The sequence below is a fragment of the Streptosporangium sp. NPDC049078 genome (genome assembly GCF_040648855.1).
Lineage (GTDB): Bacteria > Actinomycetota > Actinomycetes > Streptosporangiales > Streptosporangiaceae > Streptosporangium.
Map to the genome: position 1 here is coordinate 1 of NZ_JBEZEL010000007.1, position 16,510 is coordinate 16,510.

General features: G+C 70.4%; 13 protein-coding genes. 10 read left to right on the plus strand and 3 right to left on the minus strand.

Annotated elements, in window-relative coordinates; all coding sequences use genetic code 11:
* The first annotated feature begins 652 nt into the window (after nucleotides 1-652).
* Nucleotides 653-2,335: a serine/threonine-protein kinase gene (locus AB0B90_RS12905; protein ID WP_362922524.1), complete on the plus strand. Its 1,683-nt coding sequence runs from the start codon at nucleotides 653-655 to the stop codon at nucleotides 2,333-2,335.
* Nucleotides 2,336-2,663: 328 nt separating this feature from the next.
* Nucleotides 2,664-4,094 (plus strand): NADP-dependent phosphogluconate dehydrogenase, encoded by a 1,431-nt coding sequence (gene gndA, locus AB0B90_RS12910; protein WP_362906431.1) that lies wholly within the window; start codon nucleotides 2,664-2,666, stop codon nucleotides 4,092-4,094.
* Between the two features lie 136 nt (nucleotides 4,095-4,230).
* Here gndA and AB0B90_RS12915 read toward each other — a convergent pair whose 3' ends face one another.
* Complete coding sequence (locus AB0B90_RS12915) at nucleotides 4,231-4,836, minus strand: TetR family transcriptional regulator (RefSeq protein ID WP_362922526.1); 606 nt, start codon at nucleotides 4,834-4,836, stop codon at nucleotides 4,231-4,233.
* 73 nt (nucleotides 4,837-4,909) lie between these two features.
* Between AB0B90_RS12915 and AB0B90_RS12920 the strand changes: the two genes are divergently transcribed.
* The 5 genes from AB0B90_RS12920 to AB0B90_RS12940 all read left to right on the plus strand — a co-directional run bounded on the left by AB0B90_RS12920 (nucleotide 4,910) and on the right by AB0B90_RS12940 (nucleotide 12,008).
* Entirely contained in the window at nucleotides 4,910-7,051 is a 2,142-nt protein-coding gene (locus tag AB0B90_RS12920) for an AAA family ATPase (protein WP_362922528.1), read from the plus strand.
* Between the two features lie 135 nt (nucleotides 7,052-7,186).
* Nucleotides 7,187-7,963: a hypothetical protein gene (locus AB0B90_RS12925; protein WP_362922530.1), complete on the plus strand. Its 777-nt coding sequence runs from the start codon at nucleotides 7,187-7,189 to the stop codon at nucleotides 7,961-7,963.
* Nucleotides 7,964-7,991: 28 nt separating this feature from the next.
* Nucleotides 7,992-9,119: a hypothetical protein gene (locus AB0B90_RS12930; protein ID WP_350948449.1), complete on the plus strand. Its 1,128-nt coding sequence runs from the start codon at nucleotides 7,992-7,994 to the stop codon at nucleotides 9,117-9,119.
* Nucleotides 9,116-10,585, plus strand: a complete 1,470-nt coding sequence (locus AB0B90_RS12935) for a hypothetical protein (protein ID WP_362922533.1) — start codon at nucleotides 9,116-9,118, stop codon at nucleotides 10,583-10,585. Before AB0B90_RS12930 ends, AB0B90_RS12935 begins: the two co-directional genes overlap by 4 nt.
* A 124-nt stretch (nucleotides 10,586-10,709) precedes the next feature.
* On the plus strand, nucleotides 10,710-12,008 hold the full coding sequence (locus AB0B90_RS12940; RefSeq protein ID WP_362922535.1) for an AAA family ATPase: 1,299 nt from the start codon (nucleotides 10,710-10,712) through the stop codon (nucleotides 12,006-12,008).
* 107 nt (nucleotides 12,009-12,115) lie between these two features.
* Here AB0B90_RS12940 and AB0B90_RS12945 read toward each other — a convergent pair whose 3' ends face one another.
* On the minus strand, nucleotides 12,116-13,069 hold the full coding sequence (locus tag AB0B90_RS12945; protein ID WP_350948446.1) for a GNAT family N-acetyltransferase: 954 nt from the start codon (nucleotides 13,067-13,069) through the stop codon (nucleotides 12,116-12,118).
* Nucleotides 13,070-13,193: 124 nt separating this feature from the next.
* Nucleotides 13,194-14,750, minus strand: coding sequence for an MDR family MFS transporter (locus tag AB0B90_RS12950; protein WP_350948445.1), 1,557 nt, complete (start codon nucleotides 14,748-14,750; stop codon nucleotides 13,194-13,196).
* Between the two features lie 133 nt (nucleotides 14,751-14,883).
* Between AB0B90_RS12950 and AB0B90_RS12955 the strand changes: the two genes are divergently transcribed.
* Genes AB0B90_RS12955 through AB0B90_RS12965 form a run of 3 tightly spaced genes read left to right on the plus strand, consistent with a single transcriptional unit; the run spans nucleotide 14,884 to nucleotide 16,327 of the window.
* Entirely contained in the window at nucleotides 14,884-15,435 is a 552-nt protein-coding gene (locus AB0B90_RS12955; RefSeq protein WP_350948444.1) for a helix-turn-helix domain-containing protein, read from the plus strand.
* Nucleotides 15,432-15,749 (plus strand): DUF4031 domain-containing protein, encoded by a 318-nt coding sequence (locus tag AB0B90_RS12960; RefSeq protein WP_362922538.1) that lies wholly within the window; start codon nucleotides 15,432-15,434, stop codon nucleotides 15,747-15,749. Before AB0B90_RS12955 ends, AB0B90_RS12960 begins: the two co-directional genes overlap by 4 nt.
* Nucleotides 15,749-16,327 (plus strand): type 1 glutamine amidotransferase domain-containing protein, encoded by a 579-nt coding sequence (locus AB0B90_RS12965; protein WP_350948442.1) that lies wholly within the window; start codon nucleotides 15,749-15,751, stop codon nucleotides 16,325-16,327. Before AB0B90_RS12960 ends, AB0B90_RS12965 begins: the two co-directional genes overlap by 1 nt.
* The last annotated feature ends 183 nt before the right edge of the window (nucleotides 16,328-16,510 follow it).

Genomic DNA, 16,510 nt, shown 5'->3' on the forward strand with positions numbered 1-16,510 from the left:
CCCCCACCGAAGCGGGTAGGACGGGGTTGTGCTTCATGCACTGGCTTTTAACACACTGTTGAGTTCTCAAGAAACGGACGCGTACACCATCACCCTGACCCGACCAACCGGTCCGGCAGAACTCCGGGGCGTTCGTTTTATTCTGTTCTTTCGTTGTGCCTTTATTCTTTCAGGCCCGCTTTTTCGTGTCAAACCGACCCGATCCGGCTTACCTGTTTCAGAATTTACAGCTCCCCCTTCTCAGGAGGACCCTTCTAACGTACTCGATGGTCTGATTCATGTCGAATCAGACCTCTTTAAGGGACAAAGGCCCCATCAAGGCAGAGATCATCAAAGAGGGTTCCGAGGCCCCGGCGCCATCGCCGTCTCCCTCGGGTCTGGTGAACTTTATGAACCCCGACCCGCATCGTCAAATCAACCGCGCCTCGCATGGAAGCAAGGCGCGTTGTGGCGTGCGCGCTTCAGGGAAAGCCGCTCCGACAAAACGGAGGATGCCGGGCACGCCGGAGACGGACCGGCCATGTGGTGTCCCGGCTGTGAGCCCTCAACGCGAGGCGGGCGCGGCGCACCCCGGTAGCGGAAGGAAGGGAATACACCCGTGGTTCGCGTTGGAAACTCCGGTAATCTGCCGCTCGTCTTCAGGAGGTGGCAGGTGGCCGGAGCTGGCGCCTTTGCGGTACCGGGCTACGAGGTGTCCGGGGTGCTCGGCCAGGGCGGTTTCGGGATCGTCTACCGGGCCAGACAGCTGGCGGTGGATCGTGAGGTCGCGCTCAAGGTGGACAACCGGGTGCTGGTCTCCGAGCGGGACCGGCGCCGCTTCATGCGCGAGGTGACCTCGGCCGGCGCCCTCTCCGGTCACCCGCACGTCGCCCATGTCTACGACGCGGGGGTTCTGCCCGACGGACGGCCGTACATGGTCCTGGAACTGTGTCCCGGCGGGTCTCTGCTGGACCGGATGCGGGCCGAGAAGCGGTTGCCGTCGGCCGAGGTCGCCGACATCGGCATCCGGATCGCCGACGCGCTGTCGGCCGCGCACGCCGCCGGGGTGCTGCACCGCGACATCAAGCCCGCCAACATCCTGATCAACCGGTACGGCAATGTGGTGCTCTCCGACTTCGGCCTCGCCACCATGCCGTCCTCGGGCAGCGAGGTGTCGGTGACCCGGGAGTCCCTCACTCCCGCCTACGCCCCGCCCGAGGCGTTCGAGCTGACCGAGCCCGCCGCCGCCGGTGACGTCTACTCTCTGGCCGCCACGCTGTACGCGCTGCTCTCGGGGCGCCCGCCGCGCTTCCCCGAGAGCGGCGTGGTCAACATCGCGGTCATCATGGCCCTGCACCGCCTGCCGGTTCCCGAGATCCCGGAGGTGCCGCCGGAGCTGACCGCCGTGCTCAGGGAGGCCATGGCGACCGACCCCGCGCGCCGCACCCCCTCGGTGGCCGCGCTGCGCGACGCCCTCACGGACCTGCGCCTGGAGGGAGGCACCCCTGCCCGGTCCCACGCTCCGCGCCCCGCCGTCCCCCATCGGGCCCCGAGGCCCGCTCCACCGCCGGTTTCGACACCGGAGAAGACCCCGGTGCCCATGCCGCCGCACGCGTCACCGTACGGCACACCGCCGGGGCAGCGCGGGGAGCCTGTGCGGTCGCATCTGACGTCACCGGGCGTGAAGGGGCTCTCCGGTACCCAGCCGCCCGCGGTGGCCCCGGAGCATCCGGCCACGTCGAACGCGCGGGTCTTCGTCGCGGTGGCCGTGGCCTTCGCGATCCTGCTGATGGCCGGCGTAGGGCTCATGTACATCGAGAACCGCGACCAGACACCGTCCACCGGGCAGGGGCCCGGCGCACAGGCCCCCCAGAGCCCTGGCGAGGACCAGAGTGCGACCCCGAAGACGGGCACGTCCGCGGCTCGCGAGGTTTTCGAGGTCGCCACGGTCACGACCCCCTGCCCTGCGGCGGCGGTGGCGGGCGCGGGGGCCGCGTGCGTGGCGAAGAACGAGTGCTGGGGCGGCCTCGTCGCGATCGCGGGCGACACCACGGCGAAGCGGATCAGCTGCCAGGAGCCCCACGTGTGGGAGACGTTCGCGATCGCCCCGCTGCCCCAGGGCTCTCTCATCTACGATCCGGCCGTCCTGGAGAAGGATCCGACGGTGAAGAAGGTCTGCTCGGACGAGGTGATGTTCGCCTCCATGTTCGACGAGCGCAATGACCGGCGGACAAGGTGGCACAAGACGATCCTGCCGCCCTCGCGGGAGCAGTTCCAGGGCGGGGCGCGGACCTACCGGTGCCTGGGCGGCCTCATCGGACGTGAGCTTCCGGGCGTCATCAGTTTCGGCCGCTGAGTCTTCTCGGCGCGGGCTCGTCCCCGCTGGGTGTCGGAACCGTCGGAAAAGCAGGTCGTCCACCGATCGGCACGGTACCGGGACCTTCTTCGCACGTTCGATCGGGGTGGGTGCAGACTTGCCTTCCCGGACGTGAAAAATTGGACGCGGTTGGACGGAGGCGGAACGTGAACGTCCGCCTCCCGATCCGCGTAGGTCACAAAGTAGGTCACCAAAGGTGGCGGCATTCACCACGATGTCGCTCAGGTTTTCGAGAAATCGGCCAACGGTATCCTGCCGCGTTCTCCTTCCGGTCGCGAAGACCGGGTTTTCGAGCTGGAGGTTTTTGATGTCTCAGGCACAGATCGGTGTGACAGGACTGGCCGTGATGGGGGCGAACCTCGCCCGCAACCTGGCCAGGCACGGGCACTCGGTAGCGGTGCACAACAGGTCCCAGCACAGGACCAAGGCGCTGATCGAGGAGCACGGTCACGAGGGAACCTTTGTCCCCTGCGAGACCCCCGAGGAGTTCGTCGCGGCGCTGGAGCGGCCCCGGCGCATTCTGATCATGGTCAAGGCGGGTGCGCCGACCGACGCGGTGATCGAGGAGTTCGCTCCCCTGCTCGAGCCGGGCGACATGCTCGTGGACGGCGGGAACGCGCACTTTCTGGACACACGCAGGCGTGAGGCCGCGCTGCGCGAGCGCGGCATCCACTTCGTCGGCGCGGGGGTTTCCGGCGGGGAGGAGGGCGCGCTGCTCGGGCCGAGCATCATGCCCGGCGGTTCGAAGGAGTCGTACCAGGCGCTGGGTCCGCTGCTGGAGGACATCGCGGCGAAGGTGGACGGTGTGCCCTGCTGCGCGCACATCGGCCCCGACGGTGCCGGGCACTTCGTGAAGATGGTGCACAACGGCATCGAGTACGCCGACATGCAGCTCATCGCCGAGGCATACGACCTGGTCAGGCAAGGACTCGGCCGGACCCCGGCGGAGCTCGCGGACATCTTCGCGGAGTGGAACGAGGGTGAGCTGTCCTCGTACCTGATCGAGATCACCGCCGAGGTGCTGCGCCAGGTCGACGCCGCGACGGGCAAGCCGCTCGTCGACGTGATCGCCGACCGGGCGGAGCAGAAGGGCACCGGCCGCTGGACGGTGCAGATCGCGCTGGACCTGGGCGTTCCGGTGAGCGGAATCGCCGAGGCGGTCTTCGCGCGCTCCCTGTCCGGTCACGCGGACCTGCGGAAGGCCGCACGGGGTCTGCCCGGCCCGTCGGGAGTGCCCGCGGGGGCCGTGGGCGAGGACTTCGCCGAGGACGTGCGCCGGGCGCTGTACGCCTCGAAGATCGTCGCTTACGCCCAGGGGTTCGACCAGCTCAGGGTCGCCAGCACGGAGTACGGCTGGGATCTCGACCTCGGCACGCTGGCCACGATCTGGCGGGGTGGCTGCATCATCCGCGCCGTCTTCCTCGACCGCATCCGCGAGGCGTACGCGGCGGAGGACAAGCCGGTCACCCTGCTCGCCGCCCCCTACTTCGCCGAGGCGCTCACCCTGGCGCAGGACTCGTGGCGGCGGGTGGTGGCGAAGGCCGCCGAGCTGGGCATCCCGGCGCCCGGCTTCTCGACCGCGCTCGCCTACTACGACGGGCTGCGCGCCGAGCGCCTGCCCGCGGCCCTGATCCAGGGCCAGCGTGACTTCTTCGGCGCTCACACCTACGAGCGGATCGACCTTGAGGGCTCCTTCCACACCCTGTGGTCGGCCGACCGCACGGAGGTCAAGGGCTAGCTCTCACCCCACACGTCACCCCTCCTCGCCCCGGGGTGACCGTCTGCCGCACCGGAATCGGATACGGCCGCCGACCCGCGACAGGGCGGCACACACGGGGCGAGGCAAAGCCGACCGCCTCCCCTACCTCAAGCGATCAGGGGAGTTCGGGGAGCAGCGCGAACGCGCGGTCGGCGGCGGCGACGGCCGAGGGGTGGGTCTCCTCGGCCGTCGCGCCTCCGACCAGAGTCAGCCAGTTGCGCCGGGCCAGCACCCGCTGCGCGGCGAGGACCTGACCGGCGACGAGCAGTGCGGTGAGCTCGTCGGTGACCTCGGCGAGCGCGGCGGCGAGAGCCTCCTCGTCGAGGGCCATGTGGTGCAGCAGCCGAGCCGCGAGACCCGGTGTGGAGAAGACCATCCGGTGGTAGTCGAGCACCTCGGGATGATCGTTGAGCCCTGTCACGGGATCGCGCCGCTCCAGCCCGGCCAGGAAGTGCCGATGCAGCGCCTCCAGCGGCGCCTCACCCGGTCCGCGTTCGCGGACGATCCGGGCGGCCTCTCCCTGATGGTCGGAGATGCGGTGGAGGACGAGGTCCTCCTTCGTCGGAAAGTACTTGAACAGGGTCGGCTTGGAGACCCCCGCCGCCGCCGCCACCTCCGCGACCGGTACCTCGTCGAATCCGCGCTCCAGGAAGAGCGCGATCGCCGCCGCCGAGATCGCCTCGTGGACCTGCCGCCTCTTGCGTTCACGCAGTCCTGTCACGCGTTCCAACCTAACAGAGGCGCAACTCAGTTAATATCTTGACCGAGTTAAGCTTTTAGGAGGGCGGTGCGCGATGACCGACACGGGACTCGACGACGAACGGGCCTATCTGGCGGAGTGTGAGGCGGCCATGCGCCGGATGATCGAGGGCGCGCGGCTGAACGTCGTCGTCGGCGAGGGGGTGGCGGGTGACCGCTACAGCGCGGAGAGGCTGGGGTATCACCTCAAGAGCCTCGCGAAGGAGCTGGAGGAGCAACCGGACGGCCCACCGTTCTTCGGTCGTCTCGACTTCGGCCCCGGTTCCGGCGAACACCGCGGGCAGCGGTACTACATCGGCAGACGCCATATCTCCGGCGGTCCCGGCCGTCAGCCCATGGTGATCGACTGGCGCGCCCCCGTCTCCACGGCGTTCTACCGCTCCAGTGCCGGGGATCCGCGAGGGGTGTCCATGCGACGCCGCTTCGGCTGGTCGCGGGAGCCGATCACGTTGACCGGCTTCGAGGACGAGCGCCTCGACCTCGGCCAGGACCTGGGTACGGCGAGCCGGATCGTGGCCGCCGAGATCGAGCGCCCTCGCGTCGGACCGATGCGCGACATCGTGGCCACCATCCAGCCCGAGCAGGACGAGCTGGTCCGCGCCGGGCTCGACGAGTCGATCTGTGTGCAGGGGGCGCCCGGCACGGGCAAGACCGCCGTGGGACTGCACCGGGCCGCCTACCTGCTCTACACCCACCGGCAGCGGCTCGCGCGGGCGGGCGTGCTCATCCTCGGCCCCAACCGGGCGTTCCTGGGCTATGTCTCGGCCGTGCTTCCGGCACTGGGCGAGGTCGACGTCGAGCAGACGACCGTGGAGGATCTGCTGGAGCGCGGGCCGCTCCGTGGCGCCGACGGCGAGGATGCCCCGGCCGTCAAACACGACGTCCGTATGGCGGAGGTGCTGCGCCGGGCACTGTACGGGCGGGTGACGGCTCCCACGGAGCCGATCGTCGTTCCCGACGGCTCCTACCGCCGACGGGTGGGACAGGAGGAGTTCCACGACATCGTGGACGGCGCCCTGCGGGAGGCGACCCCGTACGGTGTGGGCCGTGAACGCGTGCTGTCGCGTATTGTGGCCGTTCTGCTGCGGCGGGCGGAGGCGCGCGGCCAGGTGACGAACGCCGCCTGGACGCGCCGGATGGCCAGGGCGGTCACCGGGTACGTGGACGCGGTGTGGCCCGCCGTCCGCCCGGAAGAGGTGGTGGCGGAGTTGCTCGGCGACCCCGCCGCGCTCGCCACCGCCTCGGAGGGGATCCTCACCGCCGGGGAGCGCTCGGCGATCCTGTGGGCCAGGCCGCCGCGCTCGTTCAAAAGCGCCCGGTGGTCGGCGGCCGACCTCGTGCTTCTCGACGAGGTCGCGGGGCTGCTGGAGCGTCCGAGGGGATACGGCCATGTCATCGTCGACGAGGCGCAGGATCTCTCGCCGATGCAGTGCCGCGCCGTCGCCCGCAGGAGCGAGCACGGCTCGATCACCGTGCTCGGCGACCTGGCGCAGGGCACCACCGCGTGGGCGGCCCGCAGCTGGCGGGACCACCTGGCTCACCTGGGGAAACCGGACGCGGAGCTGCTCGCCCTGACCACGGGTTTCCGGGTGCCGGCCGCCGTCGTCGCGCTCGCCAACCGCCTGCTGGAGGAGCTGGCCGTGGAGGTGCCCAGGACCCGCTCGTTCCGCGCGGACGGCCGCCTGCGGATCCACCGGACACCCGATCTCTGCGCGGCCACGGTCGCCGCGGTACGCGACGCGCTCGGCCATGAGGGGTCGATCGCGGTGATCGCCGCGGACGCGACCCTCGGCGCACTGGTGGCGGCGATGAGGGCGGCGAGGATCGAGATCACCATCCTGGGCGAGGAGGTCGAGGGCGACGGGACCCACGTCACGGCCGTCGAGGGTATCGAGGGCGGTGCCCGCGTCACCGCCGTCCCCGCGTCGACGGCGAAGGGCCTGGAGTACGACCATGTGGTGGTGGCCGAACCCGCGGTGATCGCGGGCACGGGAGAGCGGGGTCCCAACGTGCTCTACGTCGCGCTGACCCGCGCGGTGTCGCGGCTGGACGTGCTGCACACCCTCCCGCTCCCCGCCTGGTTCCCATCCGAGTCACCATCCGAGTCACCGTCTGGGCCACCGTCTGGGGCATCGTTCGGGTCACCGTCCGAGGTGAGAGGCGGCCGCGTCGGCTGACCTCGCCTTCCACCCCATGGTTTTCTCCTGAAATGCCCTTTTCGTGCCCCTATTACCATTACACGAGCCGCGCTTAATGCTGGAATTCGCTGGAATTCAAGGGAGGCTGGTGGAACTCCTGTTACGCTCCGGGCCGTGAGTGATTCACTGGACGCGTTGGAGCGGCGAATAGCCGAGCTCCGCGCCGAGGTGCGACGGGCGGTCAAGGCGAAGGAGAACTCGCTCGCCCGATCGCTGCGCGGCGACCTGCGCAGGGCGGAGCAGGCGTGGGACGCGGCGATCACCTCCGAGACCCCCGAGCCGCCGCACGAACCCGAGACCTCGCTGGTGCCCATCAGGGAGCAGGTGCACCAGGCGCTGGCCATGCTGGGCGTGCCGACGGCGGCCAAACTGATCGTGGCGGTGAACGACGCCTTCTTCTCCCGCGAGTTGCGCGGCTCCCAGCTCACCAGCCTGCGGCGCGACGAGGAGCGCTCGTTCCGCGGTGACCCCTACGCCAGGCCGTACTACCTGTGCGCCGCACTGACCGACCGCCTCTCCCCCGCCCGCGGGCTGTTCGCCGACAGCACGTGGCCACCCGAGTCACGGGTGCTGGGGCCGCTGAGCCCGCGTGTCGACTTCCTCGTCTCGGCCATGCGCGTCGCCGAGCACCTGACGCGGCTGGCGGAACCTCCCGCGGGGGCGGTGCGGCTGCTGTCGCGGATGGCGCAGAACATCCCGGGCGCCGTCGAGGGGTTCGCCCCGGCCGACCCGGCGACCGCGATCCGCGCGGCACGGGCCGAGCTGGAGGTACACCTCACCACCGACTCCGCGCAGCGGGCCGAGGTGGCGGCACGGGCGATGAGGCAACTACCGGACGTGGAGCGCCTGTTCGGCGCCACCGCGATGAACACCTTGAGGGGGGCCTGTTGAAGACCAGGCTGGACGGGGAGACCGGTTCATGAACAAGCTCGGGGAGAGGGCCTTCCTGAACAGGCTTGACGAGCTGCGCGGGCCGATGCCCTCCCGCCCGCACGACGCGCGGGCCATCGCGGCGCTCGCCGCCAACCCCGGCTGCGTCCGCCGGGCGGTGATGGACGCCGCGGGGGTCGACAAGGACCTCACGGCCAGGCACGTCGGCTTCCCCGCCCCGTTCGGCCAGTCCCAGTTCGCGATCACCCGCGGGAACGTGTTCGAGTCGCTGGTGAAGGAGAACGGGTGCGCGGAGCTGCTGCGCCTCCTGCGCGAGCTGCTCGGCCTGGAGGTCGCCCAGGTCGGCTACCAGGACGTGGAGAGCATCGGCTCCCATCTGCGGCACTCGCACACCCGGGCGCTGATCGACCGCGCGGCGCGCGAGGACGACGGGACCGCGGTGTTCTACGACCACCCGCTGCTCAGTCTGGAGATCGCCGGGCACACCTCCTACCTGGAACCCGACGTCGTGGCCTTCCAGATCGGGAGGCGCTTCCACATCGTCGAGATCAAGTCGTTCAGCGTGATCGACGGCCAGGCCGAGCCGGAAAAGGTCGCGGCGGCGGCACGACAGGCGGCGGTCTACGTCATGGCGCTGCGCACGCTCATGGCCGACCTCGGGCACGACCCGGAACGCGTCTCCCACGACGTGGTCCTCGTCTGCCCGGAGAACTTCGCCAACCGCCCCACGGCGGCGCTGGTCGACGTACGCAAGCATCTCTCCGTGCTCAACCGCCAGCTCGCCCGGATGACCAGGGTCGAGCGCCTGCTTGAGGACCTGCCCGGCGGCCTCACCTTCGATCTGGCCCCCGGCGAGGACGGTGTGCCGACCCGCTCGGCCGAGGAACTGGCCCAGGCACTGCTCCAGGTGCCCGCCCGCTACGCGCCCGACTGCCTGTCCACCTGCGACATGTGCATGTTCTGCCGTCACGAGGCCCGCTCCTGCGGGTCCACCGACCTGCTCGGGCGCCAGGTACGCGACCAGCTGGGCGGCGTCTCCGGCATGGACGAGGCCCTCGGCCTGGCCGAGGGCACCCGTGAGGTGGCCGAGGGCCAGGAGGAGATCGCCCACCTGCTCCGGCTGGCGCACCGGCTGCGCGAGGAGTCGCTGCGGTGAGCACACTGACGGCGCTGGCGCGGCTGCGGGCCGCCAGGGACGGCGTCGCGCAGCGGATCACCACGGTCCGGCACTGCCACGTCTCCGCCCAGCCGCTGGTGTTCATCCCGCTCAAGCTCGCGGGCGAGGCCGCCGCGCCGCTCGCCGCCATGGTCGGCACCGATCCCGGTCACCCCCGGCTGCTCGTCGTTCCCCAGCCCCGCAACCGGGACCTGCGGTTCGCCTTCACCGCCGGGCTGGCCGAGGTGCTGCTGCCGTACATCGAGGGGTTCCAGAAGAGCACCGAGACGGTCGAGCGAAAGAGCGGCGAGCCGTACGAGCGATGCCTGGACGCGCCGCAGATCCTGGTGCCGAACCGGCCCGCGGCCTCGTTCGCCGCGCTGCTCGGCCGCTCCACCCGCTTCCGCAAGGCGGCGGGCCCCTACCCGGTGCATCCGTCGGTGCCGCTGCTCGGCCGGTGGCTGACCTATCTCGCCGACCGGTCGCTGCAGCCGGGCTCCTCGATGCTGCTCGCCGCCACCGAGGCGCTGAGCCTGCACTGGGCGACCGGGCAGAGCAACCTGGAGGACGCCAACCTGGCGGCGCTGCTGGGATGGATCGATCCGCCGCGAGGAATGTCCGGGCGGCAGGCGGCCGAGGAGGCAGAGGACCCGCTGCTCTGGCCTCCCGCCGGCCCCACCACCGACCCCGGCTTCGACAACGAGGTGCTCGGCCCCGCGATCCGCGCCTACGAGGAGGCGCCGACCGATCGCGCCGTCGACCGGATCGGCCAGGCGCTGCGCACCCAGCTCGAACCCACCTGGCGGCTGATGTGGCGCAGCGTGGAGCTGCTGCGCTCGCTGCCCGAGGGGGCGCGGGTGAAGGACCGCTGGGAGATCGACCGCGGGTCGTTCACCCGGTTCGTCGAGCGGATCGCCGAGGGCGGGCCGCCTCAGGCGCGCAGGGACGGGGCGGTCGGCGCCGCCGCGCGGCTGGCGGGGCTGGAACGGGCACGGGCGAGCTACGACGTGCAGCGCGCCCATGACGACCCGTTGCTCATGGCCGAGTACCGGCTGAGCGGTGAGGCCTTCGCCGGGACGGTGACGTCCGCCGACCTTGAGCACACCGAGGGCGAGGGCCGCTCGCGCAAGCTCAGACCCCTGATCACGGTGCGGACCGACGACCCGGTGCGGCTCTTCCCGGGGACCACGGTCGGCTGCCCCGACCGGCGTGGCCACGCCGCCGAGATCGTCGAGATCGCGGACGGGGAGATCACCCTCAAGGTCACCAAGGGGATGGGACGGGGCAGGACACCGGCCCCCGGTTCCGTGCCGGAGCCGGGCGAGCAGGTCTCGTACACCTCACTGACGGACGACTTCCAGTCGTCGGCGGCACTGCCCGATCCGGAGCAGACGCCGTGGACCCACGGCGGCCCTCCGCAGGAGTACGAACCCGGCGACGACGACGCGCAGGAGGAATGGCTTTGAGCGTTCACCGGATCCCGGGCCGCCGGGCGACGCCTCGTCCCACCGCGTGCGGGACGGGCCGTGACCGGGGCCTTTACGGAGACCTCGACGGGGGCCTCGACGGGGGCCTCGACGGGAGCACGACATGACGACCCCGCAGCGGGAGGCCGCCGCCGTGGTGGAGGCCGTGCTGGCCGACCTGCCCCGCCATCGCGGCGTGGTCGTGGACTCGCCGCCGGGCGCGGGCAAGTCCACGCTGGTGGTGAGGGCGGCGGGGCACATCGCGGAGACCGGCGAGCCGCTGATGATCGTCGCCCAGACCAACGAGCAGGTCGACGACCTGGTGGAGCGGCTCGCGGTCGAGCACCCCAACCTGCCGATCGGCCGCCTGTCGGCGAGCGGCTACGTGACCCCCGGCCGCGTCCTCGCCCACCCCAACGTCTCGGTCGCGGGCAAGCTGCCCGACCTGGGGGATCCGGCCGTGGTGATCGCCACCGCCGACAAGTGGGCCTGGATCGGCGACCGCACCTGGCCCTGGGCCATCGTCGACGAGGCGTACCAGATGCGCTCGGACAAGTTGCTGCGCATCGCCTCGCTGTTCGAGCGATCGCTGTTCGTAGGCGATCCCGGCCAGCTCGACCCGTTCTCCATCGTGGACGGCGACCGGTGGGCGGGCCTGTCGTGGGATCCGGTGCAGAGCGCTGTCTCGGTGCTGCTGCGGCACAACCCCGACCTGCCGGTGCACCGGCTGCCGGTCTCCTGGCGACTGCCCGCCTCGGCGGCGCCGGTGGTCTCCGAGGCGTTCTACCCGTTCACCGGGTTCCGCGCGGGGACGGGTCCGGACGACAGGTCGCTGGAGTTCACCGTGAACGGCATGCGCACCTCCCACGACCTGGCGCTGGAGGAGGCGGCCGTCTCCGGCTGGGCGCTGTACGAGCTGCCGAGCCGTCACACGGTGCGCACCGACGCCGAAGCCGTCGCGGCGACCGCGATGCTGGCGATGCGGCTGCTCCAGCGGGGCCCGGTCGCGCACTCCGAGCGCGGCAGCCATCCCGTCACCGCCGACAGGATCGCCATCGGCGCCGCGCACCGCGACCAGGTCGCCGCGATCAGGGCCGCCGGGGTGCCGCCGGAGATCACGGTGGACACCGCCAACCGTCTGCAGGGCCGGGAGTACGACGTGACGATCGTGCTTCACCCGCTGTCCGGGCGCCGCGACGCCACCGCGTTCCATCTGGAGTCCGGGCGGCTGTGCGTGCTCACCTCCCGGCACCGCCACGCCTGCGTCGTGGTCGCCAGGGCGGGCATTCCCGAACTCCTGGACGCCCACCCGTCGTCCGAGCCGGTCCAGCTCGGCGTGCCGGTGAAGTTCCCCGACGGCTGGGAGGCCAACCAGGCGGTGCTGGCCCACCTCTCCAAACACCGGGTGACCCCGGACCGATGACCCGGACGCGCCGTGCCGGAGTGCGCACCGCCGCCCCGCAGTGATCTCCACAGTGATCTCTGCGATGATCCCCACGGCCCCGTGCGGCGAGGGCCGTACGGGGGAGGTCAGATCGTGCGCCGCCAGACGTCGATCGCCAGCACCTGACGCATGCCCACCGAGAGGTAGAGGTCGAGGGCGGGCGTGCTGTTGTTGGCGTCGACGTGGAGGTAGGTGCCGACCCGCCCTCGGCGGGCGTCGGCGGCGAACGCCCCGCGCAGCATGACCTTTCCCAGACCTCGGCCCCTGAAGGCGGGGAGCACGGCCAACTGGCGCACGTACCCGCAGTTCTCGTCCCCCAGGAAGGCGTTGGTCCCCAGCAGCATCGCCGCGGGCTCGCCGTCGAGGCGGGCGACCGTCAGTTGTGCCCAGTCGGTGGTGACCGAGGAGTCCAGCTCCTCGTACCACTCGTCGTAGTCCTTCGGGGCGAACCCGAAGTGCTCGGCGAAGCCGGCCTGCTGCACGGCGTGCCCCTGACGGCGTACCTCCTCGGTGAGCCCGTCGTGCACCGTCACCCCGGCCGGGAGTTCGGGCCCGGGGACCGTCCCCTCGTGGTCGGCGCGGAGCCGGATGAAGCTGGTGGCGGCGGCGAAGCCGCGGGACGCGGCGATGGCGCGCTTGCCGCTGTCCTCGCGGTAGAGGCCGATGTCCACCACGGCCCGGTCGTGGCCGAGTTCGGCCGTGATCTGCCTGGCCCGCTCGGTCACGGTGTCCCAGAGCGGGCCGGTCAGGTCCGGTGCGGCGGGGTGCACGACGACGTCGACGTCGACGTTGTCGCTGCTCCCCTTGCGGCAGGCCCAGGCCCACGCCACCAGGCGCCCGCCCTCGTCGTGGACGAGCCAGCCGTCGGACTCCCCGGCGAAGGCGGAGTCGTTCAGGTGGTCGGCGACGTCGTCGAGCGTCATGTCGGCCTTGCCGATCACCTGGGTGTCGCAGAGCGAGATCAGCTCGTGGATCTCGTGGGCGTCCTCGGCCAGTGGCCGCCGGGTGACGTACCCGGTGGCGGGGATCGTTGTCTTCATGACCCCATCGTCGCGAGGGCGGCTTGGGGATCACTGGGTCGGCACTTGGCTCCCGGCTCATCGGCCGACCGGCCGATGAGCCGGATGCTCACGTGGTTCGTCAGGCGACGGGAGCGAGAGACCGTCAGTCGAGTGCCGGGACCGGTGCCTGGGTGTCCTCGGAGGCCTCGGGCGCGCCGCGCAGCGGGATCTCCTTGATGAAGGCCGCCAGCAGCGGCACCAGGACCGCGAACAGGATCGCCCACCAGAAGACGCCGGAGATCGACTCGGCCAGCGACTCCAGGAAGCCGACCCGCACGTTGGCGGGAAGCTCGTGCAGCGCGGCCGGGTCGAACTGGGCGCCTCCGGAGGCGATCCGCTCGCCCGCTGCGCCCAGCTTGCTCTCCAGGCTGGAGGTGAGCCGGTTGTTGAAGATCGCGCCGAACAGCGAGACGCCGAACGAGCCGCCGATGGAGCGGAAGAAGGTCGAGGCGCTGCTGGCGACGCCGAGGTCCTTCTGCTCGACGCTGTTCTGGGCGATCAGCATGGTGGTCTGCATCAGGAAGCCCATACCGAGGCCGAGCACCGCGATGAACACCCCGGTCTGCCAGGCGGGGGTGTTGACGTCCATCAGGGAGAGCAGCCACATCGCGACCGCCATGCCCACGCCACCGAGGATCGGATACACCTTGTACTTGCCGGTCCTGGTGATGGCGCGGCCGACGAAGAGCGAGACCACCATGGCGGCGCCCATCATCGGGAGCAGCAGCAGGCCGGAGTTGGTGGCGCTCGCCCCCTGGACGGTCTGCTGGAACAGCGGCAGGAAGTTGATCGCGCCGAACATGGCGAACCCGAGCAGGAAGCCCACTCCCGAGATCAGGCTGAAGTTGCGGTCGCGGAAGACGTTGAGCGGCATGATGGGCTCGGCGACGCGGCGCTCCACCAGGACGAACACCGCCAGCGTGATCACGGCGAGCCCCGCCAGGCCGAGGATCTGCCACGATCCCCACGCGTAGTCGTTGCCGCCCCAGGTGGTGATGAGGACGAGCGCGGTGATGCCGACCGAGAGCAGGGCCGCGCCCAGCCAGTCGATGCGGTGCTCGGTGCGGAGCTTGGGCAGTTGCAGTTTGACCGCGAGCAGGGCGAGGGCGACGAACCCGATGGGCAGGTTCACGTAGAAGGCCCAGCGCCAGTCGAGGTGGTCGGTGATGAACCCGCCGACGAGCGGACCCGCGATCATCGCGAGTGACATCACGGCGGCCATGATGCCCTGGTACTGGCCGCGCTCGCGGGGCGGGACGAGGTCGCCGATGATCGCCATGGCGTTGACCATCAGGCCCCCGGCTCCCAGGCCCTGGAGGGCGCGAAAGGCGATGAGCTGCGTCATGCCGTCGGACGGCCCGCCGAGCATCTCGGATCCGGCCATGCCGCAGAGCACGGAGCCGATCATGAAGATGACGATGGAGGCGAGGAAGATGTTCTTCCTGCCGTACAGGTCACCGATCTTGCCCCAGATGGGGGTCGAGACGGTGGTGCCGAGCACGTAGGCGGTCACCACCCAGGACAGGTGCGTCAGTCCGCCGAGTTCCCCGACGATGCGGGGCATCGCGGTGCCGACGATCATGTTGTCGAGCATGGCCAGGACCATCGCGAGCATCAAGCCCGGCAGCACTACCATGACCTCGCGACGCCGCGCCGGCACGGCCGCGGTCTCCTTCACTTCTGTGCCCCCAGTTTTGTGATCTTGCTTACTTGCCGACCGGCTAGCGTCGGCTATGCTGGAATGTAGGCCGCTTACTTGCCGGCCGTCAAGTTAATTTCTCGGTAAGGGAACCATGAGGGAAAACGCCGACACACGGACGCGCATTCAGGAGATCGCCCTGAAGCTCTTCACCGAGCAGGGCTACGAGGCCACCTCGCTCCGCGAGATCGCGGAGGCCCTCGGCGTGACCAAAGCGGCACTTTACTACCACTTCAAGACCAAGGACGACATCATCGCCAGCCTGGCGGAGGACCGGGTGCGGGCGGTCGAGGAGCTGATCGCCTGGGCCCGCACCCAGCCGCGCACCGACGAGACGCGCGAGGAACTGATCCGCCGCTACGCCCACGACCTGCGACGGGGCAGGCACCACGAGATCATGCGGTTCTTCGAGCGCAACCAGACCTCACTCAAAAAACACCCGACGATGGAGAAGACCCGCGAGGGGATGTTCGAGCTGCTCACCTTCCTCGTCGATCCGGAGGACCCACTGTCCACCCGGCTGAAGCACTCGATGTCCCTGTTCGCGCTGCACGCCTCGTGGTTCGCGCTCAGGGACGAGTCGATCACCGACGAGGAGCGCCAGGCGGCCGCCCTGGAGGTCGCGCTCGACCTCGCCAGGCGGTGAGCGTTCTCATCGACCCGCCCAGCTGGCCGGGTCCGCGCGGCCTGCTCTGGTCACATCTGGTCAGCGACAGCTCCACCGGGGAGCTGCACGCCTTCGCGGAACTTCTCGGCGTGCCGCGCCGGGCGTTCGACCGCGACCACTACGACGTTCCCGAGACCGTCTACGAGCGGGCCCTCGCGCTGGGCGCCGAGGCCGTCTCCTCCCGTGAGCTCGTCACCCGTCTCACCGCCGCCGGTCTGCGCCGGCGCAGGGTCCGCCCCGGGATCGACGCTTCTCGCATAGATCCCGGCAGTGCGGGCATGGCATCCCCTTGATGGCATATCCGCACGTCAACGAAGGGAACGACATGCTGAACGGCAAAACGATCGCGTTTCTCGTGGCTCCCGAGGGGATCGAGCAGGTCGAACTCACCGAGCCGTGGAAGGCCGTCAAGCAGGCGGGGGGCACGCCCAAGCTGATCTCCACCGAGCAGGGTCGGGTCCAGGCGTTCAACCACCTCGACAAGGCCGACACGTTCCCGGTGGACGCCACGGTGGAGCAGGTCTCCGTCACCGACTTCGACGGCCTGCTGCTTCCGGGCGGCGTCGCCAACCCCGATCTCCTGCGGACCGTACCCGCGGCCGTGGGCTTCGTGAAGGGCTTCTTCGACGCGGGCAAGCCCGTCGCGGCCATCTGCCACGCGCCCTGGACGCTGATCGAGGCCGACGTGGTACGTGACCGCAAGGTCACGTCCTGGCCGAGCCTGCGGACCGACCTGCGCAACGCCGGGGCGACCTGGGAGGACAACGAGGTCGTGATCTGCTCCTCGGGTCCGAACACGCTGATCACCAGCCGCAAGCCCGACGACCTCAAGGCCTTCTGCCAGGCCGCGACGGACGCCTTCTCCGGATAGCGTCCTTCGATCATCGAAGCGCGGGGCGGGGGTCGGCGACCCCCGCCCCGCGGGCGTTCCACGCCCGGCTCCGGACCGCGTCGTCGCGAACCCCGAACCGGAGGGAATCTCCCCGGTTACATGCCACGGAAGAAATGTTTTGCCGTTTTCTGCCGCATCCCAGGGACACGATCACCCATCCCC

Coding starts and splice junctions, on each gene's coding strand:
- gndA (WP_362906431.1), top strand. CDS start 2,664: ATGTCTCAGGCACAGATCGGTGTGACAGGACTGGCCGTGATGGGGGCG.
- AB0B90_RS12920 (WP_362922528.1), top strand. CDS start 4,910: ATGACCGACACGGGACTCGACGACGAACGGGCCTATCTGGCGGAGTGT.
- AB0B90_RS12930 (WP_350948449.1), top strand. CDS start 7,992: ATGAACAAGCTCGGGGAGAGGGCCTTCCTGAACAGGCTTGACGAGCTG.
- AB0B90_RS12940 (WP_362922535.1), top strand. CDS start 10,710: ATGACGACCCCGCAGCGGGAGGCCGCCGCCGTGGTGGAGGCCGTGCTG.
- AB0B90_RS12945 (WP_350948446.1), bottom strand. CDS start 13,069: ATGAAGACAACGATCCCCGCCACCGGGTACGTCACCCGGCGGCCACTG.
- AB0B90_RS12955 (WP_350948444.1), top strand. CDS start 14,884: ATGAGGGAAAACGCCGACACACGGACGCGCATTCAGGAGATCGCCCTG.
- AB0B90_RS12965 (WP_350948442.1), top strand. CDS start 15,749: ATGGCATATCCGCACGTCAACGAAGGGAACGACATGCTGAACGGCAAA.